Consider the following 25,315-nt stretch of genomic DNA (forward strand, 5'->3'; position numbering starts at 1 on the left):
CTCCGTTCGAAGAGATCACGGACGCCACCGAGGGCAAGGTCTACACCGTCTCGGGCAACGACTGGACGGAACTGGTCGAGACCCTCACCGGACAGCAGGACGAGCAGCTCGTCGTCAACATGGGTCCGCAGCACCCCTCGACGCACGGCGTGCTGCGTCTGGTGCTGAACCTGGACGGTGAGACGGTCACCGAGGCCCGCACGGTCATCGGCTACCTGCACACGGGCATCGAGAAGAACATGGAGTTCCGGACGTGGACCCAGGGGACCACGTTCGTGACCCGCATGGACTACCTCGCGCCGATCTTCAACGAGACGGCCTACTGCCTGGGCGTCGAGAAGCTGCTCGGCATCACCGACCGCGTCCCTGAGCGGGCGCAGGCCATCCGCGTGATGATGATGGAGCTGACCCGCATCTCCTCGCACATGGTGGCCATCGGCACCTTCGGCATGGAGCTCGGCGCGACCACGCCGTTCCTCTTCGGGTCCCGCGAGCGCGAGATGGTGCTCGACGTGATGGAGTACATCACCGGCCTGCGGATGAACATGGCCTACGTACGGCCCGGCGGCGTCTCGGTCGACCTGCCCGCAGGCGCGGTCGACAAGGTCGGTGAGCTGCTCAAGATCATGCCGCAGCGCATCAAGGACATGCGCAAGATGCTCGACGCCAACCCGGTCTACCTGGCCAGGACCAAGGACATCGCCTACCTCGACCTCACCGGCTGCATGGCGCTGGGTGTCACCGGGCCGATGCTGCGGGCCGCGGGCCTGCCGTGGGACCTGCGCAAGTCGCAGCCCTACTGCGGTTACGAGACCTACGAGTTCAACGTCCCGACCGAGAAGACCGCCGACGTCTACGGCCGCTATCTCGTCAGGATGGCCGAGATGGAGGAGTCGCTCAAGATCATTGAGCAGGCTCTCGACCGGCTCTCCGGCCCGCTCAAGGGCGACCGGGTCATGGTGGACGACAAGAAGATCGGCTGGCCCGCGCAGCTCGCGCTCGGCCCCGACGGCCTGGGCAACTCGCCCGACCACATCGCGCACATCATGAGCGGTTCGATGGAGGCGCTGATCCACCACTTCAAGCTGGTCACCGAGGGCTTCCGGGTCCCGGCCGGGCAGGCCTTCGCCTCGGTCGAGTCGCCCCGCGGCGAACTCGGCGCCCACGTGGTCAGCGACGGCGGCACCAGGCCCTACCGCGTGCACTTCCGCGACCCGTCCTTCACGAACCTGCAGGCGGTGCCCCCGACCTGCGAGGGTGGAATGGTCGCCGACGTCATCTCGGCCGTGGCCTCGATCGACCCGGTCATGGGAGGGGTCGACCGATGAACGAGGAGAGGAACGAGGAGGGGGGCGCGACCGTGGGCACAGGGTACGCACCAGAGGTCCGTGAGCGCCTTGAGCGCGACGCCAAGGAGATCATCGGCCGGTACCCCCGGCCGAGGTCGGCCCTGCTCCCGCTGCTGCACCTGGTGCAGTCGGTGGACGGCTACGTCTCCGACGCCGGACACGAGTTCTGCGCCGAGATGCTGGGCCTGAGCAAGGCCGAGGTGGTCGGTGTCTCCACCTTCTACACGATGTACAAGCGCAAGCCGATGGGCGACTACCACGTCGGGGTGTGCATCAACACGCTGTGCGCCGTCATGGGCGGCGACCAGATCTGGGACGAGCTGTCCGAGCACGCCGGGGTCGGTCACGACGAGGTGACCCCGGACGGGAAGATCTCGCTGGAGCGGCTTGAGTGCAACGCCGCCTGCGACTTCGCCCCGGTGATGATGGTGAACTGGGAGTTCTTCGACAACCAGACGCCCGAGTCGGCCAAGCAGCTCGTCGAGGACCTCAAGGCGGGCAAGGACGTCTCGCCCACCCGGGGTCCGAAGAAGCTGTGCACCTTCAAGGAGGCCTCGCGCGTGCTGGCGGGCCTGCCCGACGGCCAGGCCGGCGACGGCCCCTCCGCGGCGGGCGCCTCCCTGGAGGGCCTGAAGGTCGCCAAGGCCAACGGATGGAAGGCACCTGAGCCATCATGACGACTCTCACTCCGGTCCTGACGGCCAACTGGGACCGGCCGGACTCCTTCACCCTGGACGGCTACGGCGACTACGCGGCGGCCAGGAAGGCGCTGGGCATGGACCCGGACGCCGTCATCCAGGCCGTCAAGGACTCCGGTCTCCGCGGCCGTGGCGGTGCGGGCTTCCCCACCGGCATGAAGTGGGGGTTCATCCCCCAGGGCGACGGCAAGCCGCACTATCTCGTGGTCAACGCCGACGAGTCCGAGCCGGGAACCTGCAAGGACATCCCGCTGATGATGGCCAACCCGCACGCGCTGGTCGAGGGCGTCATCATCGCCTCCTACGCCATCCGTGCCAACCACGCCTTCATCTACGTGCGCGGCGAGGTGCTGCACGTCATCCGGCGCCTGCAGGCGGCGGTCGCCGAGGCCTACGCCAAGGGCCTGCTCGGCAAGGACCTCTTCGGCACCGGGTTCGACCTGGAGCTGGTGGTCCACAGCGGCGCGGGCGCCTACATCTGCGGCGAGGAGACGGCACTGCTCGACTCGCTTGAGGGACATCGCGGCCAACCTCGGCTCAAGCCCCCCTTCCCGGCCGTGGCGGGCCTGTACGCCTCGCCAACCGTCGTGAACAACGTGGAGTCGATCGCGAGTGTTCCCTCGATCATCGCGAACGGGGCCGACTGGTTCGCGGGGATGGGCACGGAGAAGTCCCAGGGCTTCGGCATCTTCTCGCTGAGCGGCCACGTCACCCGGCCCGGCCAGTACGAGGCGCCGCTGGGCATCACACTGCGCGAGCTGCTCGACATGGCGGGCGGAATCCGGGCGGGGCACCGGCTGAAGTTCTGGACCCCCGGCGGATCGAGCACGCCGATCTTCACCGACGAGCACCTGGACGTCCCGCTCGACTTCGAGTCGGTCGGGGCCAAGGGGTCCATGCTCGGCACCCGGGCCCTGCAGATCTTCGACGAGACGACCTGCGTGGTGCGGGCCGTACTGCGTTGGACCGAGTTCTACGCGCACGAGTCCTGCGGTAAGTGCACCCCCTGCCGGGAGGGCACCTACTGGCTCAAGCAGGTGCTCAAGCGGCTGGAGAAGGGACAGGGCACCGAGGAGGACCTGTCCACGATCACCGACATCGCGGACAACATCCTGGGACGCTCCTTCTGCGCCCTGGGCGACGGCGCGACCAGCCCCATCCACTCGTCGGTCAAGCACTTCAGGGACGAGTACCTCAAGCACTTCGAGATCGGTGGCTGCCCGTTCGACCACGCCCCCTCAAGGCTCTGGGGGAACAAGTGAGCGGACGGCACGCAACCGGCAAGCACAGCACCGTTTCGGTCATGAGGCCGACGGAGGAGGCGCCATGACCGTCGAAGCGACCACCCCGGCGCAGACGCCGGTAGAACTGGTAACCCTCACCATCGACGGTTTCCAGGTGAGCGTCCCGAAGGGCACGCTGATCATCCGGGCGGCCGAGCTGCTCGGCATCCAGATCCCCAGGTTCTGCGACCACCCGCTGCTGGACCCGGCGGCCAACTGCCGCCAGTGTCTGGTCGACATCCCCGACGCGGGCAACGGCAGGGGCTTCCCGAAGCCGCAGCCGTCCTGCGCCATCGAGGTCGCCCCCGGCATGGTCGTGCAGACGCAGCTCACCTCGCCCGTCGCCGAGAAGGCGCAGCGCGGCGTGATGGAGCTGCTGCTGCTGAACCACCCGCTGGACTGCCCGGTCTGCGACAAGGGCGGCGAGTGCCCCCTGCAGAACCAGGCCATGTCCAACGGCCAGGGCGAGAGCCGCTTCCAGGAGAGCAAGCGGACCTTCCCCAAGCCCATCGCGCTGTCCACCGAGGTGCTGCTGGACCGCGAGCGCTGCGTGCAGTGCGCGCGCTGCATCCGCTTCTCCGACGAGATCGCCGGTGACCCGCTCATCGAGTTCTTCGAGCGCGGGGCCAAGGAGCAGGTCAGGACCGCCGACGGCGAGCCGTTCGAGTCCTACTTCTCCGGCAACACGGTGCAGATCTGCCCGGTCGGCGCGCTCACCGGCGCCGCCTACCGCTTCCGGGCCCGGCCGTTCGACCTGGTGTCCACGCCCAGCGCGTGCGAGCACTGCGCGAGCGGCTGCTCGCTGCGCACCGACCACCGCCGCGGCAAGGTCACCCGCCGCCTGGCCGGGGACGACCCCGAGGTCAACGAGGAGTGGAACTGCGACAAGGGTCGCTGGGCCTTCACCTACGCGACCCAGCCCAACCGGCTCAAGACCCCCCTCGTCCGTGACGAGAAGGGTCACCTGGTCCCGGCCTCCTGGCCCGAGGCGCTGGCCGTCGCGGCCCGCGGCCTGGCCGCGGCGCGGGGCAGGGCGGGCGTCCTGGTCGGTGGCCGGGTCACCGTCGAGGAGGCGTACGGCTACGCCAAGTTCGCCAGGATCGCGCTCGGCAGCAACGACGTCGACTTCCGCGCCAGGCCGCACTCCGCCGAGGAGGAGCGCTTCCTGGCGCACGCGGTCGCGGGCAAGGGCATCGAGATCCGCTACCGCGACCTGGAGAGCGCCCCGGTCGTACTCCTGGTGGGCTTCGAGCCCGAGGAGGAGTCGCCGATCGTCTTCCTGCGTCTGCGCAAGGCGTGGCGCAAGAAGGGCCTGAAGGTCTTCTCGGTCGCGCCGTTCGCCTCCGAGGGCCTGGCCAAGATGGGCGGCACGCTCGTGCGCACCCTGCCGGGCGCGGAGACCGCGGCCGTCGAGGACCTCGTCTCCGGCGTCTCGCCGATCTCCGAGGAGATCAGGCGGGCAGGCGCGATCATCCTCGCCGGTGAGCGGCTGGCCACCGTGCCGGGCGCGCTCTCGGCCCTGGTACGGCTCGCCGACACCAGCGGCGCCAGGCTCGCCTGGGTCCCGAGGCGGGCGGGGGAGCGCGGCGCCGTCGAGGCGGGCGCGCTGCCGAACCTGCTGCCCATCGGCAGGCCGATCGACGACGAGAACGCCCGCACCGAGGTGGCCAGGGCGTGGAACGTCTCCTCGCTGCCCTCGACCCCCGGCCGTGACACCTCCGCCATCCTGACGGCGGCGCTCGGCGGCGAGCTGGGTGCCCTCGTGGTGGCCGGTGTCGACCCCTACGACCTGGCCGACCCGGAGGCCGCCCTGGCGGCCCTGGAGAACACCCCGTTCATCGTGAGCCTCGAACAGCGCCCCAGCGCGGTCACCGACCGCGCCGACGTCGTGCTGCCGGTCGCCTCGGTGAGCGAGAAGGCCGGCACGTTCGTCAACTGGGAGGGACGCGGCCGTACGTTCGAGGCGGCCGTCCCGGTCCCCGGCGTCATGAGCGACCTGCGGGTCGTCTCCTCGATCGCCGACCAGATGGACGTCCACCTCGGCCTGCCCGACCCCGCCGCCGCCCGCCGTGAGCTGGCCGCGATCGGCGCCTGGCGCGGCCCGAGGGCCGAGGCGCCGAACGTGGGGGCCTCCCGGACCGCCGCCCCGAAGGAGGGCGAGGCGATCCTGGCCACCTGGCACCGGCTGCTCGACGACGGCCGCCTGCAGGACGGCGAGCCGTACCTCGCGGGCACCGAGCGCGCGACCGTCGCACTGGTCTCCGCCGCGACCGCGGCCGAGGCGGGTCTCACGGACGGCGGTGAGATCACCGTCACCGCCGAAGGCGGCGCGGTGAGCCTGCCGGTCCTGGTCGCCGACCTGCCCGACCGGGTCGTGTGGCTGCCCGCGAACTCCGCGGGCCGTTCGGTGACCCGCGACCTGCGCGCCACGGCCGGTGACGTCGTCAGGCTCGGCGCCGCGACCGCCGCCCAGGTCTCGGGCGCCGTCCGCGAAGTGAATGAGGAGCGGTGAGCGACCAATGAATACGCACTTGCTCGCGGTTGCGGGCGATCCGTCCCTTGCGGACTTCGGCCACGACCCGCTCTGGATCAGCATCATCAAGGCCGTCGTCATCTTCGTCGTCCTGATGCTGGGCGTGCTGTTCGGCGTGTGGTTCGAGCGCAAGCTCATCTCCCGTATGCAGAACCGCTACGGCCCCAACAGGGCCGGTAAGTTCGGCCTTCTGCAGTCGGTCGCCGACGGTCTGAAGATGGGTCTCAAGGAAGACCTCATGCCCAGGACCGTGGACAAGGTGATCTACTTCATCGCCCCGGTCGTCCTGGCGGTCCCGGCCTTCCTCGCCTTCTCGGTCATCCCGATGGGGCCGATCGTCTCGATGTTCGGCGTCAAGACCCCGCTGCAGCTCACCGACCTGCCGGTCGCGGTGCTGCTGGTGCTGGCGATGGCCTCCATCGGCGTCTACGGCATCGTCCTGGCCGGTTGGGGCTCGCGCTCGCCGTACACGATCCTGGGTGGCCTGCGGGCCAGTGCCCAGGTGGTCTCCTACGAGATCGCGATGGGCCTGTCGTTCGTCGGCGTCTTCCTGTACGCCGGGACGCTGTCCACCTCCGAGATCGTCGCCTCGCAGGCCGGAGGCAGGGAGGTCACGCTCGGCGGGCTGACCCTGCAGCTGCCCTCGTGGTACATGGTCCTGCTCATCCCCTCCTTCCTCATCTACGTCATCACGATGCTGGGTGAGACCAACCGGGTCCCCTTCGACCTGCCCGAGGGTGAGGGCGAGCTGGTCGGCGGCTTCCAGACCGAGTACTCCAACTCGCTGAAGTTCGCGGTCATCATGCTCGCCGAGTACGTCAACGTCTTCGTGGTCTCCGCGGTGTCGATCACCCTGTTCATGGGCGGGTGGCGGGCGCCGTTCCCGATCTCCATGTGGGAGGGGGCCAACACCGGCTGGTGGCCGCTGCTGTGGTTCTTCCTCAAGATGGTGCTCGTCTTCTCGTTCTTCATCTGGTGCCGCGCCTCGCTGCCGCGAGTCCGCTACGACCAGCTGATGGCCCTCGGATGGAAGGTCCTCATCCCGGTCAACCTCGGCTGGATCCTCCTGGTGGCGACCATGAAGGCCTTCCAGATCCCGGGCGTCAACAGGCAGCTGATCCTGATCCTGGCCGGCCTCGTGCTGGTCGGGTGCTTCGCGCTGTGGTGGCGCTTCGACAACGTGCTGCAGAAGCGCAGAGACGCCAAGGCGGCCCAGGTCGAGGCGGAGTTCGCGCAGCTCGACGCAGAACCGGCCGCGGGTGGCTTCCCAGTGCCGCCGCTCGACCTGCCGCACTACCACGGGGTAGCGCGCAAGGAGGTTCCCAGTGGGAGCAACTGATTGGCTGAACTCCGTCAAGGGGTTCGGCGTGACCTTCCACACGATGTTCAAGAAGGTCGAAACGGTCAACTACCCCGAGGAGAAGCGGCCGACGGCTCCGCGTTTCCACGGCCGTCACCAGCTCAACCGCTGGCCCGACGGCCTGGAGAAGTGCGTCGGGTGCGAGCTGTGCGCCTGGGCCTGTCCGGCCGACGCGATCTTCGTCGAGGGAGCGGACAACACCGACGAGCAGCGCTTCTCGCCGGGCGAGCGCTACGGGCGCACCTACCAGATCAACTATCTGCGGTGCATCCTGTGCGGCCTGTGCATCGAGGCCTGCCCGACCCGGGCGCTGACCATGACCAACGAGTACGAGCTCGCCGATTCGAGCCGCGAGAGCCTCATCTACACCAAGGAGATGCTGCTGGCGCCGCTCGGTCCCGGCATGGAGGCCCCGCCCCACGCCATGCGTCTCGGCGAGACCGAAGAGGACTACTACCGGCTGGGACGAAACAATGGGTGAGACCATCACGTTCTGGGTGCTGGCGGTGGTCTCCGTCGGCGCGGCCCTCGGCCTCGTCTTCAGCCGCAAGGCGGTCTACTCGGCCCTGATGCTGGGCATGGTCATGCTCTCCCTGGCGGTCCTCTACGCCGTCCAGGACGCGCCCTTCCTGGCCGCGGTGCAGATCATCGTCTACACCGGCGCGGTCATGATGCTCTTCCTGTTCGTGCTGATGCTCGTCGGCGTGGACTCGGCGGACTCACTGGTCGAGACGATCAAGGGACAGCGGTTCTGGGCGGCCGTCGCGGGCCTGGGCTTCGCGGCCCTGCTCGCGCTCGCGGTCGGCAACACGCTGATCGGCCCGGCCAAGGGCCTGGAGAACGCGGTCAAGCAGGCGGGCGGCAACGTGCCCAGCCTGGCCCAGCTGATCTTCACCAGGTACGTCTTCGCCTTCGAGGTCACCTCGGCGCTGCTGATCACGGCGGCGCTCGGCGCGATGGTCCTGGCCCACCGCGAGCGCGTACGGCCCAAGGCCACCCAGCGTGACCTGGCCCGCGCCCGCTTCAGCGGTCCGCAGCCCTCGCCGCTGCCCGGCCCCGGCACCTACGCCCTGCACAACGCCATCGACATGCCCGCCCTGCTGCCCGACGGCACGATCGCGACCAAGTCGATCAACCGGGTGCTCGCCAGGCACGAGGAGGAGGACGGCGTCACGCCGACCGACCCCCGGCGGGCGGCGATCGTCAAGCAGATCCTCGTCGAGGAGCGGCTGGCGGAGCAGGACGTGACCCCGGACGACTCCCACGCGGACGCGCGGGCCGTCGTCGAGGACAACGTCGCTCAGGACTCCTCCCAGGCCGGCACCGAGGACGAAACCGTCACGGACGAGACCGCGACGGGCGAGGCCGTACGGGAAGCCCACCAGGAGGACGGCAAGTGACCACCCACTATCTGGTGCTCTCCGCACTGCTGTTCGCGATCGGCGGCATCGGTGTCCTGACACGACGCAACGCGATCGTGGTGTTCATGTGCATCGAGCTCATGCTCAACGCCTGCAACCTCGCGTTCGTCACCTTCGCCAGACAGCACGGCAACCTGGACGGCCAGATCATCGCGTTCTTCGTGATGGTCGTGGCCGCGGCAGAGGTCGTGATCGGTCTGGCCATCATCGTGATGATCTTCCGAACCCGCAGGTCCGCGTCGGTCGACGACGCGAACCTGCTGAAGTACTAAGAGGTGGCAGGTGCAATCTCTCGCTGAGATCGTCCCGCACTCCGGTGGGGTGGTCGGGGTCTCCTGGCTGATGATCGCGCTGCCGCTGATCGGCGCCGCGATCCTGTTGCTCGGCGGCCGCCGTACCGACCGCTGGGGGCACCTGCTCGGCGTCGCCATGTCGCTGGCCGCGTTCGTCGTCGCGGTGCTGTCCTTCGTCGAGCTGCTCGGTCAGCCGGAGGACAAGCGCCGGATGGCGGTCGAGCTCTACCAGTTCATCCCCGGCGTCGCGAACATGGGCCTGCTGATCGACCCGCTGTCGATCAGCTTCGCCCTGCTGATCACCGGTGTGGGTTCGCTGATCCACATCTACTCGATCGGCTACATGTCGCACGACCCCGACCGTCGCAGGTTCTTCTCCTACCTGAACCTGTTCGTCGCGGCCATGCTGCTGCTGGTGCTCTCCGACAACTACGTCGGGCTGTTCATCGGCTGGGAGGGCGTCGGTCTGGCGTCCTATCTGCTGATCGGCTTCTGGCAGTTCAAGCCCTCGGCCGCGGTGGCGGCGAAGAAGGCCTTCATCGTCAACCGGGTCGGTGACTTCGGCCTCCTGATCGCGATCTTCACGATCTGGACCACGTTCGGCTCGGTCACCTTCAAGGAGGCCTTCGGCGCGGCGGGCGGCGCCTCGGAGGGCACGCTCACCGCCATCGGCCTGCTGCTGCTCCTGGGCGCGTGCGGCAAGTCCGCCCAGCTGCCGCTGCAGTCCTGGCTGCTGGACGCGATGGAGGGCCCGACCCCGGTCTCGGCCCTCATCCACGCCGCGACCATGGTCACCGCCGGTGTCTACCTCGTCGTCCGCTCCGGCGCGTTCTTCGAGGCCGCCCCGACCGCGCAGCTCGTCGTGACGATCGTCGGTGTGGCCACGCTGCTCGCCGGTGCGATCATCGGTTGCGCCAAGGACGACATCAAGAAGGGCCTGGCCGGCTCGACGATGTCGCAGATCGGCTACATGATGCTCGGCGCGGGCCTCGGCCCGGTCGGCTACACCTTCGCCATCGCGCACCTGATCACCCACGGCTTCTTCAAGGCCAACATGTTCCTCGGCGCCGGTTCGGTCATGCACGGCATGAACGACGAGGTCAACATGCGCAAGTACGGTGGGCTGTTCTCGGTGATGAAGATCACCGCGATCACCTTCATGATCGGCTACCTGGCGATCATCGGTTTCCCGCTGCTGTCCGGTTACTTCACCAAGGACGGCATCATCGAGACCGCCATGGAGCACAACCAGATCCTCGGCTGGCTCGCCGTCGTCGGCGCGGGCATCACCGGCTTCTACATGTCGCGGATGGTCTTCATGACCTTCTTCGGCAAGCGGCGCTGGGAGGAGGACGCCCACCCGCACGAGTCGCCCGCCGTCATGACGGTTCCGCTGATCATCCTGTCGATCGGGTCGATCTTCCTGGGTGGTTTCCTGGTCCTGGGCAACCGGTTCATGCTCTTCCTCGGCCCGGCCGTCGGCCTGCCGGAGGAGCTGCCCAGCTTCCACCCCTTCAGCGTCCCCGGCCTGGCCACGCTCGCACTGGTCGCCGTCGGCGCCGCCTTCGCCTGGTTCAGGTACGGCGCCGCCGAGGTGCCCCGGGTCGCCCCGCGCGGCTCGTTCCTCACCACCTTCGCCCGCCGTGACCTGTACGGCGACGCCCTCAACGAGGCGCTGCTCATGCGCCCCGGCCAGTGGCTGACCCGGCTCGCGGTGTTCTTCGACAACCGAGGCATCGACGGCCTGGTCAACGGGCTGGCCGCGGCGATCGGCGGCACCTCCGGGCGGCTGCGCCGCGTGCAGACCGGCTACGTACGGTCGTACGCGCTGTCCATCCTCTTCGGTGCCGCCGTGGTCGTTGGCGCGCTGCTCTACGTAGGGAACATGTGATGCCCTGGCTCTCGACCCTGATAGCCGTGCCCGTCGTGGGCGCGGTGGGTGTCTCCCTTGTCAAGAGTGACAAGCTCGCCAAGCAGGTGGCCCTCGTGGTCTCGCTGGTCGTGCTGGTCCTGACCGCCGTGATGGCGTTCAGGTTCGACCCGGCCCTGGGCGCCGCGAAGGAGACCCGCTTCCAGTTCGCCGAGGTCTACAACTGGATCCCGGCCTTCGGCGTGCACTACGGCGTCGGCGTCGACGGCATCGCCCTGGTGCTGATCGCGCTGTCGGTCATCCTGGTGCCGATCGTGATCCTGGCCTCCTGGCACGACGCGGACGGCACCGGGGCCGCGGCCCCGCCCAAGCGGTCCGTGAAGACCTACTTCGCGCTGCTGCTGGTGCTGGAAGCGATGATGATCGGCGTCTTCGCGGCGACCGACGTCTTCCTCTTCTACGTCTTCTTCGAAGCCATGCTGATCCCGATGTACTTCATGATCGGGTCGTACGGCGGCGCCCAGCGGTCCTACGCGGCCGTGAAGTTCCTGCTCTACTCGCTCTTCGGCGGCCTGCTCATGCTGGTCGCGGTGATCGCGCTCTACGTGATCGCCGAGAAGGGCACCTTCATGTTCCCCGAGCTGGTCGGGGTCATCCAGGACCCGACCACGCAGAAGTGGCTCTTCCTCGGCTTCTTCATCGCCTTCGCGGTCAAGGCGCCGCTGTGGCCCTTCCACACCTGGCTGCCGGACGCGGCCGCGCAGGCCCCGGCCGGCGCGGCCGTACTGCTGGTCGGTGTGCTGGACAAGGTCGGCACCTACGGCATGCTCCGCTTCTGCCTTGAGCTGTTCCCCGACGCGGCCAAGTTCTTCACGCCGCTGGTGATCGCGCTCTCGGTGATCGGCATCATCTACGGCGCGATCGTGGCCATCGGCCAGACCGACATGAAGCGCCTGATCGCCTACACCTCGATCTCGCACTTCGGCTTCATCGCCCTCGGCGTTTTCGCGATGACCACGAACGCGGGAGCCGGCGCCACGCTCTACATGGTCAACCACGGCTTCTCGACCGGTGCGCTGTTCCTGATCACCGGGTTCCTGATCTACCGCCGCGGTTCCAGCCAGATCGCCGACTACGGAGGCGTGCAGAAGGTCGCCCCCGTGCTGGCGGGCACCTTCCTGATCGCCGGGCTCTCCGGCCTTTCGCTGCCGGGTCTGTCGACCTTCGTCAGCGAGTTCATGGTCCTGCTCGGCAGCTACGAGCGCTACGTCGTCCCGACGGTCATCGCGACCACCGGTGTGATCCTGGCCTCGATCTACATCCTGTGGATGTACCAGCGCACGATGAACGGCCCGACGGCGGAGAAGGTCAAGGGCCTGCCCGACCTCGACGCCAGGGAACGGTGGGTGGTCGGCCCGCTGATCGTCATGATCATCGCTCTTGGGTTCTTCCCCAAGCCGGCGCTCGACATGATCAACCCGGCGGTGGACCACACGCTGTCCAACGTTCACATCTCCAACGTCCACATCACTCCGGCCGTCGCTGAGAAGAAGGGGGCCGGGCAGTGAACGGCACCACCATCACCAGCCCGACGATCGAGTACGCGCTGCTGTCCCCGATGCTGATCGTGTTCGGCGCGGCGCTCGTCGGTGTGCTGGTCGAGGCGTTCGCGCCTCGCTACCTGCGCAAGTCGATCCAGATGCCACTCACGCTGCTGGCGCTGGTCGGCGCGTTCGTCACGACCATCCTGACGGCCCTCAACGGCCTGCCGGAGCGGGCCGCCGCCATGGGCGCGGTCGCGGTCGACGGTCCCGCGCTGTTCATCTGGGGCATCATCCTCATCCTGGCCTTCGTCAGCGCGCTGCTGATCAACGACGACGACCAGTTCGTCGCGCAGGCGGCGGCCGTACCGGGCAGCGTGGACGAGGAGGAGGCGGTCCGCAGCGGATTCGCCCAGACCGAGGTCTACCCGCTGCTGCTGTTCGCGGTCGGCGGCATGCTGCTCTTCCCCGCGGCCAACGACCTGCTGGCCATGTTCGTCGGCCTTGAGGTCATGTCCCTGCCGCTGTACCTGCTGTGCGGCCTGGCCCGCCGTCGCCGCCTGCTCTCGCAGGAGGCCTCGGTCAAGTACTTCCTGCTCGGCGCCTTCTCCTCGGCCTTCTTCCTCTACGGCACGGCCCTGGTGTACGGCTACGCCGGGTCGGTCGACCTGAGGGCCATCAGCGAGTCGCTCGGCAGCGTCTCGGGCCAGCAGACCCTGCTGCTCGTCGGCATCGCGCTGCTCGGCGTCGGCCTGCTGTTCAAGATCGGCGCTGTGCCGTTCCAGGCGTGGAAGCCCGACGTCTACCAGGGCGCGCCGACCGCGGTCACCGCGCTGATGGCCTCGACCGTGCTGGTCGCCGCCTTCGGCGCGCTGCTGCGCGTCTTCTGGGTGGCGCTGGGCAACCTCGACTGGGACTGGCGCCCGGTCATGTGGGGCGTGGCGATCCTGACGATGATCGTCGGTGCGATCCTGGCGATCACCCAGACCGACATCAAGCGCATGCTCGCCTACTCCTCCATCGCGCACGCGGGCTTCATGCTCACCGGCGTGATCGCCACCGGCGCCGCGGAGCAGAACTCCCAGGCGCTGTCGGCGGTCCTGTTCTACATGGCGGCCTACGGCTTCACCACGGTCGGCGCCTTCGCGGTCGTCACCATGGTCCGCGACGCGGGCGGCGAGGCCGGGCACCTGTCCCGGTGGGCGGGTCTGGGCAAGCGGTCCCCGATGCTGGCGGGCATCTTCGCCTTCTTCCTGCTGGCCTTCGCGGGCATCCCGCTGACGAGCGGTTTCTTCGGGAAGTACGCGGTGTTCACCGCGGCGGTCGGCGGCGGGGTGCTGCCGCTGGTCATCGTGGGTGTGGTGAGCTCGGCGATCGCGGCGTTCTTCTACGTGCGCGTGATCGTGCTGATGTTCTTCAACGAGCCCGCGGCGGACGGCCCGAGCATCGCGACGCCCAGCGTCGGCACCTCGGCTGTGGTCGCTCTGGCGGCAGCGGCTACCGTAGTGCTGGGGGTCTTCCCGCAGCCGGTGCTGACTCTGGCGGACCAGGCTGCGTCCGCGTTGTTCATTCGTTAGAGGAGTAGTGCTTCATGGCTGCGCCACCCGTTGTTGATCTCCCGTTCGTCGACGAGCGGTTGGCGCAGGACCTCGCCGACGGACTGGCGGAGGTCGAGAAGCTGCTGCGGTCCTCGGTCGAGAGCCGGGACTCCTTCGTCACGGAGGCGTCCCGGCATCTCATCGAGGCGGGCGGCAAGCGGTTCCGGGCGATGCTCGTGCTGCTGGCGGCCCAGTTCGGCTCATCCGGGGCTTCGGGGGTGGTTCCCGGAGCCGTGGTCATCGAGCTGACCCATCTGGCCACGCTGTACCACGACGACGTGATGGACGAGGCCCCGGTGCGCAGGGGGTCACCGTCGGCCAACGCCCGCTGGGACAACACCGTGGCCATCCTGACCGGCGACTATCTGTTCGCCCAGGCCTCGGAGATCCTCGCCGATCTCGGCCCCGAGGTCATCCGCATCCAGGCGCAGACGTTCTCCCGGCTGGTGCGCGGGCAGATCCGCGAGACCATCGGCCCCCGTGAGGGCGAAGACCCCATCGCCCACTACATCGAGGTGCTGGCCGACAAGACCGGGTCCCTGATCGCCACCTCCGGCCGGTTCGGCGGCCTGTTGAGCGGCGCCGCTCCGGAGGTCGTCGACCGGCTGACCAGGGCCTGTGAGGCGATCGGAATCGGCTGGCAGCTCGGTGACGACCTGCTGGACGTGGCCTCCGAGTCCGCCGAGTCGGGCAAGACGCCGGGAACCGACCTGCGTGAGGGTGTTCACACCCTGCCGATGCTGTACGTCCTGGCCTCGGAGTCGCCGGAGGACGCCCGCCTGCGTGAGCTGCTGGCCGGGCCGGTGGCCGAGGAGGACGTCGAGGAGGCCCTGCGCCTGCTGCGCGCGCACCCGGCCATGGAGCGGGCCCGCGCGGAACTGGTCTCCTGGATCGATCGGGCACGCAAGGATCTCTCCGGCCTTCCGGACATACCCGCCAGAGCCGCCTATCTCGCCCTGTGCGACTACGTCATCGAGCGCTCGGGCTGATAGCCCATCGGGGCGTACGGCCCCGCTGCGGGCTTTCCAGCGGGCTTTTCGGCCAACCCGATTTTCCTGGATTTTTCGTCTTTCGTGGGTGGGCCGTGTCAGCCGGCCCGGCTCCTCAGTGCTCCTCAGCGGCTCGTCATCCCCGCGGGCTGAGCCGTGACGCTCTCGCGTACGGCGCGGCGGGAGCGCCGGGCCGTACGGAGACCGTCCCAGGTGAAGACCGACAGGGCCAGCCAGACGATCGCGAACCCGACCCAGCGGCTGGCCGGCATGACCTCGTGCACCACGAGGATGCCGACGAGGAACTGCAGAACCGGGGCGATGTACTGCAGCAGCCCGACCGTGGTGAGCGGCACCCGCAGGGCCGACGCAGTGAAGAGCAGCAGCGGGATGGCGGTGATGACGCCCGCCCCGACGAGCAGCAGGGCGTGCCCCAGGCCCTCGGTCCCGAAGGTGTTCTGCCCCTGCCCCTGCAGGAAGGCCAGGTAGCCGAGCGCGGGAAGCAGCAGCACCAGGGTCTCGACGGCCATGCTCTCGGCGGCCCCCACCTGCGCGATCTTCTTGACCAGGCCGTAGGTGCCGAAGCTGGCCGCCAGCGTCAGCGCAATCCACGGCGGCCTGCCGTAGTCGATGGCGAGCAGCAGGACCGCTACGGCGCCGAGCCCGACGGCTCCCCACTGCCACGGCCGCAGACGCTCCTTGAGCAGCACGACGCCGAACAACACGCTCACCAGCGGGTTGATGAAGTAACCGAGCGCGCTCTCGACCACATGTCCGGCGTTGACCGCGTAGATGTAGACACCCCAGTTGACCGTGATGATCGCGGCGGCGAGGGCGAGAAGGGCGAGCTTCTTCGGGGTGCGCAGCAGTTCGCGGAACCACGACCAGTGGCGCCGCACGGCCAGGATCACGACGACGGCCGCGAGGGACCACACCATGCGGTGGGCGAGGATCTCCAGGGCTCCTGAGGGCTTCAGGAGCGGCCAGTACAGGGGAAACAGCCCCCACATGCCGTAGGCGGCGATGCCGTAGAGGACCCCACGTCGTGATTCAGGCATGTCCCCCATTTTTACTGCTTACGCGATTTAACACAAATTAGTGATACTTGTCCGACGATTAAGGCGCGCTTAAGGGAACACGGGGGCGGCCAGGATGGTTCCTAGCTGATGAGAACGTGTCAGAAGGAGGTTCGCAGCATGGGCTGGCTGTTCGGCAAGGACAAGACTTCCATGGTCGTCCCGGAGAACGCGCTGCCGGGCCGTACCACCCCGATCGCGGTGCCCGCGCGCCACGCGGTCCTCGACGCCCCGCTGGCTCCGCCGTACCCCGAGGGAACCGAGATCGCCGACTTCGGCCTGGGCTGTTTCTGGGGCGCCGAGCGCAAGTTCTGGCAGACCCCGGGCGTGGTCTCCACCTCGGTCGGCTACGAGGGCGGTTACACGCCCAACCCGACCTACGAGGAGGTGTGCACCGGCCAGACCGGCCACACCGAGGTCGTCCGCGTGATCTTCGACCCGTCCCGCGTCTCCTACGAGGAACTGCTGCGCGTCTTCTGGGAGAACCACGACCCGACCCAGGGCATGCGCCAGGGCAACGACGTCGGCACCCAGTACCGCTCGGCGATCTACTACCACTCGCCCGAGCAGGAGAAGTCCGCCCTGGCCTCCCGCGACGCCTACCAGAAGGTGCTCGACGAGGCGGGCTACGGCAGGATCACCACGGAGATAGCCCCCGCGGGCGACTACTACCACGCCGAGGACTACCACCAGCAGTACCTGTACAAGGTCCCCAACGGCTACTGCGGCATCGGCGGCACGGGCGTGGCCTGCCCGGTGGGCCTGGTGCCGACCGAGGAGTAGCTCCACGGCGCTCCGCCGTATGGCTCGCGCTCAACTTTCTGGACACGGGTCGTCTGCTGTCTGGTCATGGTTGATCTGAGGTCGTCCGTTGTATCGGCTGTTCGAACCTGGGTCGTCGCCGACAACTCGGTGAGGGCGGACAGCGGTGCGGCTCATGATGTTGGCCTTGCCGACCAGTAGCGGTGTTCACTTCTCGGGAACAGGACTTAAGGGTCCTTGTGTCACCGAGAAGTGGTACCAAAAAATGGTACCGTCGGTCGTATGGCTGAGACACGGCTTCGGCTGCCGGATGAGACGTACGAGCAGATCAAGCAGATCGCCGGGGATGACGCGCAGAGCGTCAACTCGGCGATGGTGGTGGCCATCGAGGAATACATCGCCCGACGGAGGCGGGAGCGCTATCAGACGATGGGCCGGAAGATCGCTGAACGAGACCGGGAGTTGCTGGAGCGGCTCGCTCGATGACGCTCTATCCGACGACCTCGGACCTTCTCGCCTTGGCCGAGGTGGTGCTGCCCGAGGTCCTTCTCCGCGACGGCGGCCAACTGCACACAGCCGTGCTGCGCCCGCAGACCACCGTCTTCGGCGAAGACGCCTATCCGGACCTGTGGGAGAAGGCTGCGGCTCTGATGCAGAGCATTCTGATCGGGCACCCTCTGGTGGACGGTAACAAGCGGCTCGCCTGGGTGGCGTCCGTCGCCTTTCTGGAGGACAACGGGGAGATCCTGGAGTATCAGGACGTGGACGAAGCCGAAAGGCTCGTCATCGCCGTGGCGACGGGCGGGCTGGAGGACATCCCCGATCTGGCGCAGCGACTTCGCAAACTTCGTGAGTGAAGACCGACGCACGATTGGGTTCGCCACCTCACCTCCGACGAGCTGCGCGCCTTCACTCTCGAACTGGTGGAGGCGCTCTCCGACGCCGCGGAACTGGATGTCGACCTCACCACACAGGAGGTCATCGCGGGGCTGGAGGGCGACCGCTCGGATCAAGGCTGATCCCGCCCATTACGCCCAGGCTCGCAAGGCCACAGGCGGTGACTACGGGCCGGTAGAGGTTTCGGCGTGAGCCCGAAACGCGGTGACCGGGTCACGGTCCCGCCTCCGGATGACGAATGGGGCATCCGGTTCGGTGCCAGTGATGCGGTCAAGGGGTGGGAGGAACTGCGCCGCCACGCCCTGGGGAACACACGCCGATGTTTCGAGGCACCGCGCGCCGATCCCCGCTCACGAGCGGATCACGAGCGTCAACATCGCCTACGCGGTGACCTCGCGACTCATCGTCATAATGGCCAGGACCTGGAGCAATGGGAATTCGAGGTCACCAGCGGCGGGCGCGTCCGCTATGCCATCGATGACGCCACTCGCACTGTCTGGATCGTCTATGCCTCACCCCGTCACCCGAAAGACACCGACACCTGAAGCCGGAGGCGGGGAGCCGATCAGGTGATCCTTTGTCCGGACCGCGACAGTTGTCCGGCTCAAGATCGAAAAGAGGGAGAGCCGGTGAGGTGGGAGCAGGGGCGTGCCGCACTTGAGGGCATGCTCGGCCGCGGTGAGATCGAAAGAGTGGCGGCGAGCCGAGCATAGGCGGAGGAACTGCTGGCTCAGGCCCGAAAACACATGGTGACGGCTCGCCTTGCGATGGAATCGGATCCGAGTGGCCGGTGTCGGCCGAGGAGTGGCTCCGCGTCTCTCGCCGTACGGCTCGCCCGGGGACGAGCCGTTCCGCTGCCGCGAACGGTCGTGCGTCCTGCAGCAAGATCCAAGTCGCTTGCAATCGCGGTCCGGAATCCTGCTGCCGTACATCACACCGGGCCGTCACGCAGGAGCGTCATGCGCCGGGGCAGGTTCATGCCGGGGAATCGCAAGGGCCACGAGGCGTCCGGCAAGCTGCCGCGACCCCGTCGCTCCTTCTGCTGACGCGATCACCGGCGGGTGATCGACCGGGTCGGGCTTCGGCGGCGCGGGCCCTCGGACAGGATCGCGAACGGCGGCCCTTGAACGAGATGGGGAGGCAGTGGACACAGGCATCATGCCATTGGTTGGGATCGTGTTCGGAGCGGTGTTCATCGGGACCAGCGTCCGCACCATCACCGTTGGACGGTGGCTGCGGCGGCACGGGGCGCGGGTGCCGGGCGTCGTCGTGAGACTGCGCCGGTCCGGCGGCCATCACAAGGGCGTGTACTACCCCACCCTGCGGTTCCAGACGGTGCAGGGTTCCGTGGTGGAGACCGAGTCGGATCTGGGCTTCAACCCGTCGCCGGTTCGTCCGGGCCAGCAGGTCATGGTGGTCTACGACCCCGAGCGACCCCAGCGTGTCCGTGTGGACGGGGCGGGCGGCGGTGGCGTGCTTCACGGCGCGCTGTTCCTGATCGTCGGGGCGGTCGTCCTGGTGGCCTCCCTGGTCTTCGCGGTCAGGGCCTGGTTGTGAGGACGACCACTGCGGCATCGGGGGCGCCGACGTCGGGCTGGGGCTCGTCCGAAGCCCACGGTGCGGAGGTACGGTCTCGGGCCGTTCGGGGTCTCACATCGCTGTCCCGTGGAGGAAGTCGACGACGCGGGTGTTGAGGTCGGCGGCCTCGTGCCACGGCATCGCGTGGTGGGACAGGCCCGGCAGCACCGCGATCTCCGCGTGGGGGAGAAGGCGTGCGGCGGCGGACGCGACGCGGTGCGGGAAGTGCGCCCTGCCGCCGCCGGCGAGGAGGATCAGGGTCGGAGTCGTGAGCGCGCGCAGCGATCCGGGCTTGGGCCGCCTCCCGGTCACGATCCTCGTGTCCGGGAACTCCGCGGCCAGTCCGTAGAGCCGCAGCCAGGCGGGGTCGGCGTGCGCGTCACCGGTCTCCCATGCCAGGAACGCCCGCGCGCGCGAGGCCGTCGGCCGCGCGAGGGACGGCAGCGCGCGTGCCAGGTATCCCGCCCGGAACCCTCCGAAACACTGTGTCGGATCGAGCAGGACGAGCCGCCGGACCCGCCGGGGCGCGTGAAGACCGTACGTCAGGGCGATCCACGCGCCGTAGGAGTGTCCGCACACCGCGGCGTTCTCGACCCCGAGCCCGTCGAGTACCCCGTCCAGCCAGCCGAGCAGGTCGCGGACGTCGCGAGGGGGACGTTGGCCTCGGATGCTCCGTCCCGGCTCGCCGATGCGGTCCACGGCGTACACCCGGTGGCGGTGCGCGAACGCGGCGACGTTGGCGAACCACATCGCCGCCGTGGTGCCACCGCCGTGCAACAGGACCAGCGGTGGGCCGTCCACGGGGCCGCACGCGTTCACCCGTGTCGTGCCGTACACCGACGGCAGGTCGATCGACTCGACCCGGACCGGCCAGCGCCCGAGGACCGTGTCGTAGGCGGAGAGGAAGGCCGTGTTCCCGTCGTCGGACATGCCCACCCCGATAAGTAGCTCGCTCGGCAATAATCTCGTTGGGCGAGATAATGCCATACTGGGGCGGTGACGAGGAACCGGGAGGGCGGCGGGGACGTGTACGAACAGGACGCCGGGATGCGGGTGGTCCATCTGCTGCGCGCCATCACCGTGGAACTCGACCGCATGGGAGAGAGGTTCGCCGCCGGACACGATCTTCATCCGACCGATGTGCGCGCGCTCATCTGCCTGCTGGACGCCGCCCGTACGGGCACGCCCGCCACCCCGGGAACGCTGGGGGCGAGTCTCGGCCTCAACTCCGCGGGTACCACGGCGGTGGTCGACCGGCTGGAAAGACTCGGTCACGTACGCCGGGAACGCGACACCCGGGACCGTCGGCGGGTGCTGCTGAAAGTGGACGAGAGCGCCGTCGCGCTCGGATGGGGCTTCTTCGGCCCGCTCATCCACGAGATCGTCGCCGTCATGGGCCGGTTCGACGCCGCGGAGCAGGCGACCATCGAGCGCTTCCTCGGCGTTGTGCACGAGGCCGTCGCCCTGGGACGAACCACCCAGGACTAGGTTCCGCGTGTCATCGGCGATGCCTTACCAAGGTCGGCCGCTGCCCGCTGCTGTCGTTCATGGTCTTCGGAGGGAGCGGTTCATTCGCCGGGCGTAGGGGTCTGTGCTCGGGGGCGGAGGCGTCGGCGGAGGCTCGGTCGCGGTGCCGCCCCGTCGGTAAGTCGTTCGGTTCGATTTTTTCGGCCGGAGCGAACAAGGCGGGTTGGTTTTGTTCGGGTTACATCGACTCAGCCGAACAAAATCATGGGAGAGCCGGTGTCAGGACCGGGCAGGCCGTCCAGGGCGACTGTGTGTCAGCGTCTCGACGAGGCCGTTCGAGAGCTTCGTGACCGTTTGGGCGGGCTGCCTTCGCCTGCTGAGGCGGAGGACATCTGGTCTGACATCTGGCACCAGGAGGCTCACAACAGCACTGCGATCGAGGGCAACACGCTCGTGTTGCAGGAGGTGGAGAAGCTCCTTGAGGAGGGCCGGGCGGTGGGCGCGAAGCCTCTCAGGGACTACATGGAGGTGAGGGGGTACGGGGACGCCGCGAAGTGGGTGTACGGGCAGACACTGGAGCCGGGAGACTGGCAGAACGGAGATCTCATCACGCTCCAGGAGATTCGGCGATACATCACACCGCCATGTCGCTCGTGTGGGCTGTGGACCCTCACCCGCACGCCACCCCTGCCGAAGGTCCGAGGAACTTCCGGCGACATGAGATCGCCAAGTTCCCCGGGGGTATGAGGCCGCCGTCATGGTCGGAGGTCGCCTCACGGCTGCGGGACTGGGTGGAGATCGTCGATGGCCTCCGCGGTGAGTCCGAGGAGCCCCTCCCCGAACGCTTGGCACATGTTCACAATCGGTTCGAGCAGATACATCCGTTCCTTGACGGCAACGGGCGGACGGGCCGTTTGGTGCTCAACTTGATACTCGGCAGGATCGGCTATCCACCAGCGATCATCTACAAGCGCGACCGTGACAAGTATCCGCAGGCGATGCGCCGAGCCGACAATGACGAGTTCGGCCCGTTGGGCGAACTCGTCGCACGCAGCGTGACGACGAATCTGTATCGCTTTGTCATGCCGGCGGTGGCCGGTCCGGTCAAGCTCGTCCCCCTGTCCGCCCTCGCGACACGCGACGTCACCGAGAACGCCCTCCGGGTGGCTGCCGCACGGGGGCGCCTCCGTGCGGTCAAGGGCGACGACGGGATGTGGCGCAGCAGCAAGAAGGGGGTGAACGACTATCTCAAGTCAAGGCACCGCAGGTCGTGATGCGTCCGCTGCGGATGAGAAGTCGCCCAGGTGGCAGGACCACTGAAGAGGTTCGGCGTCTCGGCCTGGATGATGATTCGCGAAGCCGGTCGTCTCGCCGCTGCGGGATCGCCGATCCGTGGGTGATCCAGGTGGGCACCGTACGGCGGGTCAGGGCTGGGCGTGGCGGGTGAGGCCGAGGGTGGCGATGAGGTCCTCGTGGAGTTCGAACCAGACACGGTGGCAGGAGTCCACGTCGGTGCGGTCGACCCAGGCGCCGTCCCCCGCCTGCGCGCGTGCCAGGGCCGCGGCGAAACGTGTGTCGTATCCGCGGAACCGCGTGAGGACGTGACCGAGCCGGTCCACGAGCGGGGTGAGCGCCCGGCCGACGCAGGCGAGTTCGTGGAGGACTCCGGCGTCCCAGGTGGGGTCGGAGTGGTCGTTGACGGCGAGCCGATCGTTGGCGGCGGGCCGGAGTTGCCAGTCGGTGCAGGCCTGTAGCAGGAGAGCGTTCAGCGGGAGGAACCTGCGGTGAACGTCTCGGACCTCGTCGGCGGCGCCCGCGAGGCTGAGTTCGGCCGCGAGCCGGCGCTCGTTCTCGGCCCGGCCGGCTTCGGTCAACGACCAGCCTCTGGTGTCGGCGAAGGAGGTGTGCTCGACCCAGCCACGGCTCTCGGCCTCGCGTAGCACCTCTTCCGCCGTGGCCGTGTCGAGCCCGTACCGGCGGGCGATCACCGGGGTGTCCGCGAACCCGGTGACGCGTACGGCGTGCAGGATCAGGAGGTCGGGCGAGGAGTCGTGCGTCATGAGCCGGTGTCCTGTCGTGCGGTCAGGCGGGTGTAGTGCTGCTGGCATGCCTGCGGGGAGTTGAACCCCATCACGTGCGCCATCTGCGCCCAGGTCAGGCCCGCGCTTCTGGCGATGAACAGCAGGGCGGATTCGAGCCCTTCGACCTCGGCTCGTGCGGCGGGCAGGAGGGCGAGCGCGTCCAGGATGCCCTCCGGGTCCAGGTCGGCGTTGCGCCAGACGGCGAACTGCACGAGGTCGACCGCCGACGGCGGGGCGGGCGGGGGACGCCACGGACGGGCGTCGAGCTCGTCCGCGCCCAGGTCAAGAAGCCGCTCACGCGCGTCCCGCTCACGCCCGGCCTGGGCGTGGTCGGCGTGCGCGCCGGAGGCGATGTCGTCCTTGCGTGACATGCGTCCCAGCATGCACAATCAACAAATTGTTGTCAATGTTCTGTTGAAGGGCGAAGCGGATGATCGTTTCCCTGGGGGAGGCCGTCGCCGACACCTGCGGGGGCAAGGCCGGCGCGCTCGGCGCGTTGCTCAGGGCGGGTCTGCCGGTTCCCGACGGCTTCGTCGTCCCGTTCGCCGCCTACCTCGCGGCCGGACCGGACGACGCCGACGCGGCGCGGCAGGCGATCGGGGCCCGCCCGGTCCCCGCCGCCGTGATCGACGCGCTGGGGCGCGCGCTGGACGAACTCGGCGAGCCGTCCGTGGCCGTACGGTCATCGGCGGCGAAGGAGGACACCGGTCAGGCGTCGGCCGCCGGTCAGCACGAGAGCTTCCTCGCCGTGCACGGACCCGACGAGGTCGCCGAAGCCGTAGGAGCCTGCTGGGCCTCGCTGTTCTCCCCGCGTGCCGTCGCCTACCGGGCCGGCTCCGGCTGCGACGACCTTCTGATGGCCGTCATCGTCCAACGCCACCTGGACGCCGAGGTGTCCGGGGTCATGTTCACTCCCGCGGGTCCGGACGACGTGACCCGGATCGAGGCGTCCTGGGGTCTCGGCCCCAGCGTCGTCGAGGGCAGGGTCACCCCTGACGCCTACCGTGTCTCCAGGGACGGGCCGGTCGTCCGTACCGTCGCGGACAAACGGCGGCGTCTTGACCGGAGGGGCACGCGGCTCGTCGTCCACGACGTGCCCGTCGCCGCCCGGGACCGGCCGGTGATCGACGACGCGACCGCCACGCGGCTGGCCGAGCTGGGCGAACGGATCGCCGCCGTGCTCGGCGGCCCGCAGGACGTCGAGTGGGCGATCGCCGACGGCCGCGTCTGGATTCTGCAGGCGCGGCCGGTCACCGCCGCGCTCCCGCCACCCTTCTCCGGTGCCTCGGACGTCACGGCCACCGGCCTCACCGGGACGCCGGGCAGCCACGGGACCGTGACCGGCACCGCGAGGATCGTCCGTGGTTTCGGCGACTTCGCGCGGGTGAGCCCGGGGGACATCCTCGTCTGCCCCTTCACCGACCCTGCCTGGACGCCGCTGCTGCGCGTCGCCGCGGGAGTCGTCACCGAGACGGGAGGCGTGCTCTCCCACGCCGCGATCGTCGCCAGAGAACACGGCATCCCCGCCGTCCTCGGCGTTCCTGACGCGACGAACAGGCTCCGCGACGGCGCTGTCATCACCGTCGACGGCACCGCCGGAACCGTCACGGCCGACCACCTCCGTCCGAGAGGAGACGGGGCCCCCGCCCCTGACCACGCATGACGACCAGACACCTCTACCTCGTGCGTCACGGCGCGGCCGACGCGTTCGGGGAACTCACCGACACCGGGCGTCGGCAGGTGGGTCTGCTGGGCGAACGGCTCGCGGGTGTACCGGTCGACGTCGTGTGGCACTCTCCGCTACCGCGTGCCGTGGCGAGCGCGCGTGAACTCGCCCGTCGTCTACCGGGCGTGCCGGTGATCGAGGCCGCAGAACTCGTCGACCATGTGCCCTACGTTCCCACCGCGGCCGAGACGCCTCCGTCCTGGGCCGGCTTCTTCGACGGCTACGACGATGCCGAGGCGGCCTCCGGCCAGAGCCTCGCCGAGGCCCTGGTCGCCCGGTTCGCGAAGGTCACCGGCTCGGCCGCGAGGGCTCCGAGATCCACCCACGAGGTCCTGGTGACGCACGCCTATCCGATCGCGTGGCTGGTACGGCACGCGCTGGACGCGCCGCCGTCGCGGTGGCTCGGGCTGAACAGCGCCAACACCGCGCTGACGGCCATCGAGTACCGCGACGGCCTGCCACCGACGATCGTGATGTTCAACGACATGAGCCACCTCCCGCCCGGCCTGCGCTGGACCGGATTCCCCGAAGGCGTCAGGCCGTGAGATCACCAGGCCCGGACTGTTCAAGGCCAATCGGCAGGGGTTTCTGTGTGGGCGGAAAGCGCCGAATTCCGGCCCGGGTTCACCTGGTTCGTTCCGCGTTCAATTGAGCCTGGGCTTTTTTCGGCGAGGGTTTCTCCGCGCGGTCACGCCTTCGGCGTTTTCTCTGCCGCCGACGAAAAGTCGTGACGCGTTCGTCCGCGGCGTCGGCCGGGTTTCCCCGGTCCCGGAGAAGAGGAACGGGCCCACGG

At 68.7% G+C, this 25,315-nt stretch carries 26 protein-coding genes; 22 read left to right on the forward strand and 4 right to left on the reverse strand.

All coding sequences use genetic code 11. From position 1 onward, the window contains the following. The first annotated feature begins 14 nt into the window (after positions 1-14). From ACIBVQ_RS11155 to ACIBVQ_RS11210, 12 genes are all read left to right on the forward strand, one after another. Positions 15-1,328: an NADH-quinone oxidoreductase subunit D gene (locus ACIBVQ_RS11155; protein ID WP_386195092.1), complete on the forward strand. Its 1,314-nt coding sequence runs from the start codon at positions 15-17 to the stop codon at positions 1,326-1,328. Then, the gene (gene nuoE, locus ACIBVQ_RS11160) at positions 1,325-2,026 is read left to right on the forward strand and encodes an NADH-quinone oxidoreductase subunit NuoE (RefSeq protein ID WP_352010916.1); all 702 of its coding nucleotides are present in this window, start codon (positions 1,325-1,327) and stop codon (positions 2,024-2,026) included. Before ACIBVQ_RS11155 ends, nuoE begins: the two co-directional genes overlap by 4 nt. Beyond that, positions 2,023-3,309: an NADH-quinone oxidoreductase subunit NuoF gene (gene nuoF / locus ACIBVQ_RS11165; RefSeq protein WP_352010915.1), complete on the forward strand. Its 1,287-nt coding sequence runs from the start codon at positions 2,023-2,025 to the stop codon at positions 3,307-3,309. The genes nuoE and nuoF overlap by 4 nt, the downstream gene beginning before the upstream one ends. A gap of 64 nt (positions 3,310-3,373) precedes the next feature. Next, the gene (locus ACIBVQ_RS11170) at positions 3,374-5,842 is read left to right on the forward strand and encodes an NADH-quinone oxidoreductase subunit G (protein WP_362778061.1); all 2,469 of its coding nucleotides are present in this window, start codon (positions 3,374-3,376) and stop codon (positions 5,840-5,842) included. A 7-nt stretch (positions 5,843-5,849) separates the two neighbouring features. Beyond that, positions 5,850-7,202, forward strand: a complete 1,353-nt coding sequence (nuoH, locus tag ACIBVQ_RS11175; RefSeq protein WP_352010913.1) for an NADH-quinone oxidoreductase subunit NuoH — start codon at positions 5,850-5,852, stop codon at positions 7,200-7,202. Beyond that, a complete protein-coding gene (gene nuoI / locus ACIBVQ_RS11180) occupies positions 7,189-7,704 on the forward strand; it encodes an NADH-quinone oxidoreductase subunit NuoI (RefSeq protein ID WP_271216307.1) in 516 nt (171 codons plus the stop codon). The genes nuoH and nuoI overlap by 14 nt, the downstream gene beginning before the upstream one ends. After that, positions 7,697-8,623, forward strand: coding sequence for an NADH-quinone oxidoreductase subunit J (locus ACIBVQ_RS11185; RefSeq protein ID WP_362778064.1), 927 nt, complete (start codon positions 7,697-7,699; stop codon positions 8,621-8,623). The genes nuoI and ACIBVQ_RS11185 overlap by 8 nt, the downstream gene beginning before the upstream one ends. Continuing rightward, entirely contained in the window at positions 8,620-8,916 is a 297-nt protein-coding gene (gene nuoK / locus ACIBVQ_RS11190; RefSeq protein ID WP_352010911.1) for an NADH-quinone oxidoreductase subunit NuoK, read from the forward strand. Before ACIBVQ_RS11185 ends, nuoK begins: the two co-directional genes overlap by 4 nt. Positions 8,917-8,986: 70 nt before the next feature. Beyond that, positions 8,987-10,828, forward strand: a complete 1,842-nt coding sequence (nuoL, locus tag ACIBVQ_RS11195; protein ID WP_352011278.1) for an NADH-quinone oxidoreductase subunit L — start codon at positions 8,987-8,989, stop codon at positions 10,826-10,828. Then, positions 10,828-12,375, forward strand: a complete 1,548-nt coding sequence (locus tag ACIBVQ_RS11200; protein ID WP_352010910.1) for an NADH-quinone oxidoreductase subunit M — start codon at positions 10,828-10,830, stop codon at positions 12,373-12,375. The genes nuoL and ACIBVQ_RS11200 overlap by 1 nt, the downstream gene beginning before the upstream one ends. Next, positions 12,372-13,925: an NADH-quinone oxidoreductase subunit NuoN gene (gene nuoN, locus ACIBVQ_RS11205; protein ID WP_352010909.1), complete on the forward strand. Its 1,554-nt coding sequence runs from the start codon at positions 12,372-12,374 to the stop codon at positions 13,923-13,925. Before ACIBVQ_RS11200 ends, nuoN begins: the two co-directional genes overlap by 4 nt. A gap of 14 nt (positions 13,926-13,939) precedes the next feature. Then, entirely contained in the window at positions 13,940-14,935 is a 996-nt protein-coding gene (locus tag ACIBVQ_RS11210; protein WP_352010908.1) for a polyprenyl synthetase family protein, read from the forward strand. A 125-nt stretch (positions 14,936-15,060) separates the two neighbouring features. On the opposite strand, the gene rarD is transcribed toward ACIBVQ_RS11210, so the two are convergent. Further along, positions 15,061-15,993, reverse strand: a complete 933-nt coding sequence (rarD, locus tag ACIBVQ_RS11215) for an EamA family transporter RarD (RefSeq protein WP_362912506.1) — start codon at positions 15,991-15,993, stop codon at positions 15,061-15,063. 138 nt (positions 15,994-16,131) lie between these two features. Between rarD and msrA the strand changes: the two genes are divergently transcribed. From msrA to ACIBVQ_RS11240, 5 genes are all read left to right on the forward strand, one after another. Continuing rightward, positions 16,132-16,794, forward strand: coding sequence for a peptide-methionine (S)-S-oxide reductase MsrA (gene msrA / locus ACIBVQ_RS11220; protein ID WP_362778074.1), 663 nt, complete (start codon positions 16,132-16,134; stop codon positions 16,792-16,794). Positions 16,795-17,055: 261 nt separating this feature from the next. Then, on the forward strand, positions 17,056-17,259 hold the full coding sequence (locus ACIBVQ_RS11225) for an Arc family DNA-binding protein (RefSeq protein WP_399177007.1): 204 nt from the start codon (positions 17,056-17,058) through the stop codon (positions 17,257-17,259). Next, a complete protein-coding gene (locus tag ACIBVQ_RS11230; protein WP_399177009.1) occupies positions 17,256-17,630 on the forward strand; it encodes a type II toxin-antitoxin system death-on-curing family toxin in 375 nt (124 codons plus the stop codon). Before ACIBVQ_RS11225 ends, ACIBVQ_RS11230 begins: the two co-directional genes overlap by 4 nt. 228 nt (positions 17,631-17,858) lie before the next feature. Beyond that, on the forward strand, positions 17,859-18,215 hold the full coding sequence (locus ACIBVQ_RS11235) for a hypothetical protein (RefSeq protein WP_386195084.1): 357 nt from the start codon (positions 17,859-17,861) through the stop codon (positions 18,213-18,215). 613 nt (positions 18,216-18,828) lie between these two features. Continuing rightward, complete coding sequence (locus tag ACIBVQ_RS11240) at positions 18,829-19,227, forward strand: DUF3592 domain-containing protein (protein WP_399177011.1); 399 nt, start codon at positions 18,829-18,831, stop codon at positions 19,225-19,227. A 93-nt stretch (positions 19,228-19,320) separates the two neighbouring features. Here the strand turns inward: ACIBVQ_RS11240 and ACIBVQ_RS11245 are convergent, their stop codons facing one another. After that, entirely contained in the window at positions 19,321-20,178 is an 858-nt protein-coding gene (locus ACIBVQ_RS11245; RefSeq protein WP_399177013.1) for an alpha/beta fold hydrolase, read from the reverse strand. A gap of 66 nt (positions 20,179-20,244) precedes the next feature. Here ACIBVQ_RS11245 and ACIBVQ_RS11250 point away from each other — a divergent pair, with 66 nt between their 5' ends. From ACIBVQ_RS11250 to ACIBVQ_RS11260, 3 genes are all read left to right on the forward strand, one after another. After that, entirely contained in the window at positions 20,245-20,736 is a 492-nt protein-coding gene (locus ACIBVQ_RS11250) for a MarR family winged helix-turn-helix transcriptional regulator (RefSeq protein ID WP_399177015.1), read from the forward strand. A gap of 333 nt (positions 20,737-21,069) precedes the next feature. Further along, on the forward strand, positions 21,070-21,462 hold the full coding sequence (locus ACIBVQ_RS11255) for a hypothetical protein (protein ID WP_399177017.1): 393 nt from the start codon (positions 21,070-21,072) through the stop codon (positions 21,460-21,462). Then, positions 21,459-21,989, forward strand: coding sequence for a Fic family protein (locus ACIBVQ_RS11260; RefSeq protein WP_399177019.1), 531 nt, complete (start codon positions 21,459-21,461; stop codon positions 21,987-21,989). The genes ACIBVQ_RS11255 and ACIBVQ_RS11260 overlap by 4 nt, the downstream gene beginning before the upstream one ends. A 150-nt stretch (positions 21,990-22,139) precedes the next feature. On the opposite strand, the gene ACIBVQ_RS11265 is transcribed toward ACIBVQ_RS11260, so the two are convergent. Together ACIBVQ_RS11265 and ACIBVQ_RS11270 are read right to left on the reverse strand one after the other, a co-directional pair. Next, positions 22,140-22,775, reverse strand: coding sequence for a transcriptional regulator (locus ACIBVQ_RS11265; protein ID WP_399177022.1), 636 nt, complete (start codon positions 22,773-22,775; stop codon positions 22,140-22,142). Continuing rightward, on the reverse strand, positions 22,772-23,167 hold the full coding sequence (locus ACIBVQ_RS11270) for a DNA-binding protein (protein WP_399177024.1): 396 nt from the start codon (positions 23,165-23,167) through the stop codon (positions 22,772-22,774). Before ACIBVQ_RS11270 ends, ACIBVQ_RS11265 begins: the two co-directional genes overlap by 4 nt. A gap of 59 nt (positions 23,168-23,226) precedes the next feature. On the opposite strand from ACIBVQ_RS11270, the gene ACIBVQ_RS11275 reads away from it, so the two are divergent. Together ACIBVQ_RS11275 and ACIBVQ_RS11280 are read left to right on the forward strand one after the other, a co-directional pair. After that, complete coding sequence (locus ACIBVQ_RS11275; RefSeq protein ID WP_399177026.1) at positions 23,227-24,459, forward strand: PEP/pyruvate-binding domain-containing protein; 1,233 nt, start codon at positions 23,227-23,229, stop codon at positions 24,457-24,459. Continuing rightward, on the forward strand, positions 24,456-25,067 hold the full coding sequence (locus ACIBVQ_RS11280) for a histidine phosphatase family protein (RefSeq protein ID WP_399177028.1): 612 nt from the start codon (positions 24,456-24,458) through the stop codon (positions 25,065-25,067). Before ACIBVQ_RS11275 ends, ACIBVQ_RS11280 begins: the two co-directional genes overlap by 4 nt. Positions 25,068-25,315 lie beyond the last annotated feature (248 nt).

The organism is Streptosporangium sp. NPDC049376, from assembly GCF_044466505.1.
Taxonomy (GTDB): domain Bacteria; phylum Actinomycetota; class Actinomycetes; order Streptosporangiales; family Streptosporangiaceae; genus Streptosporangium.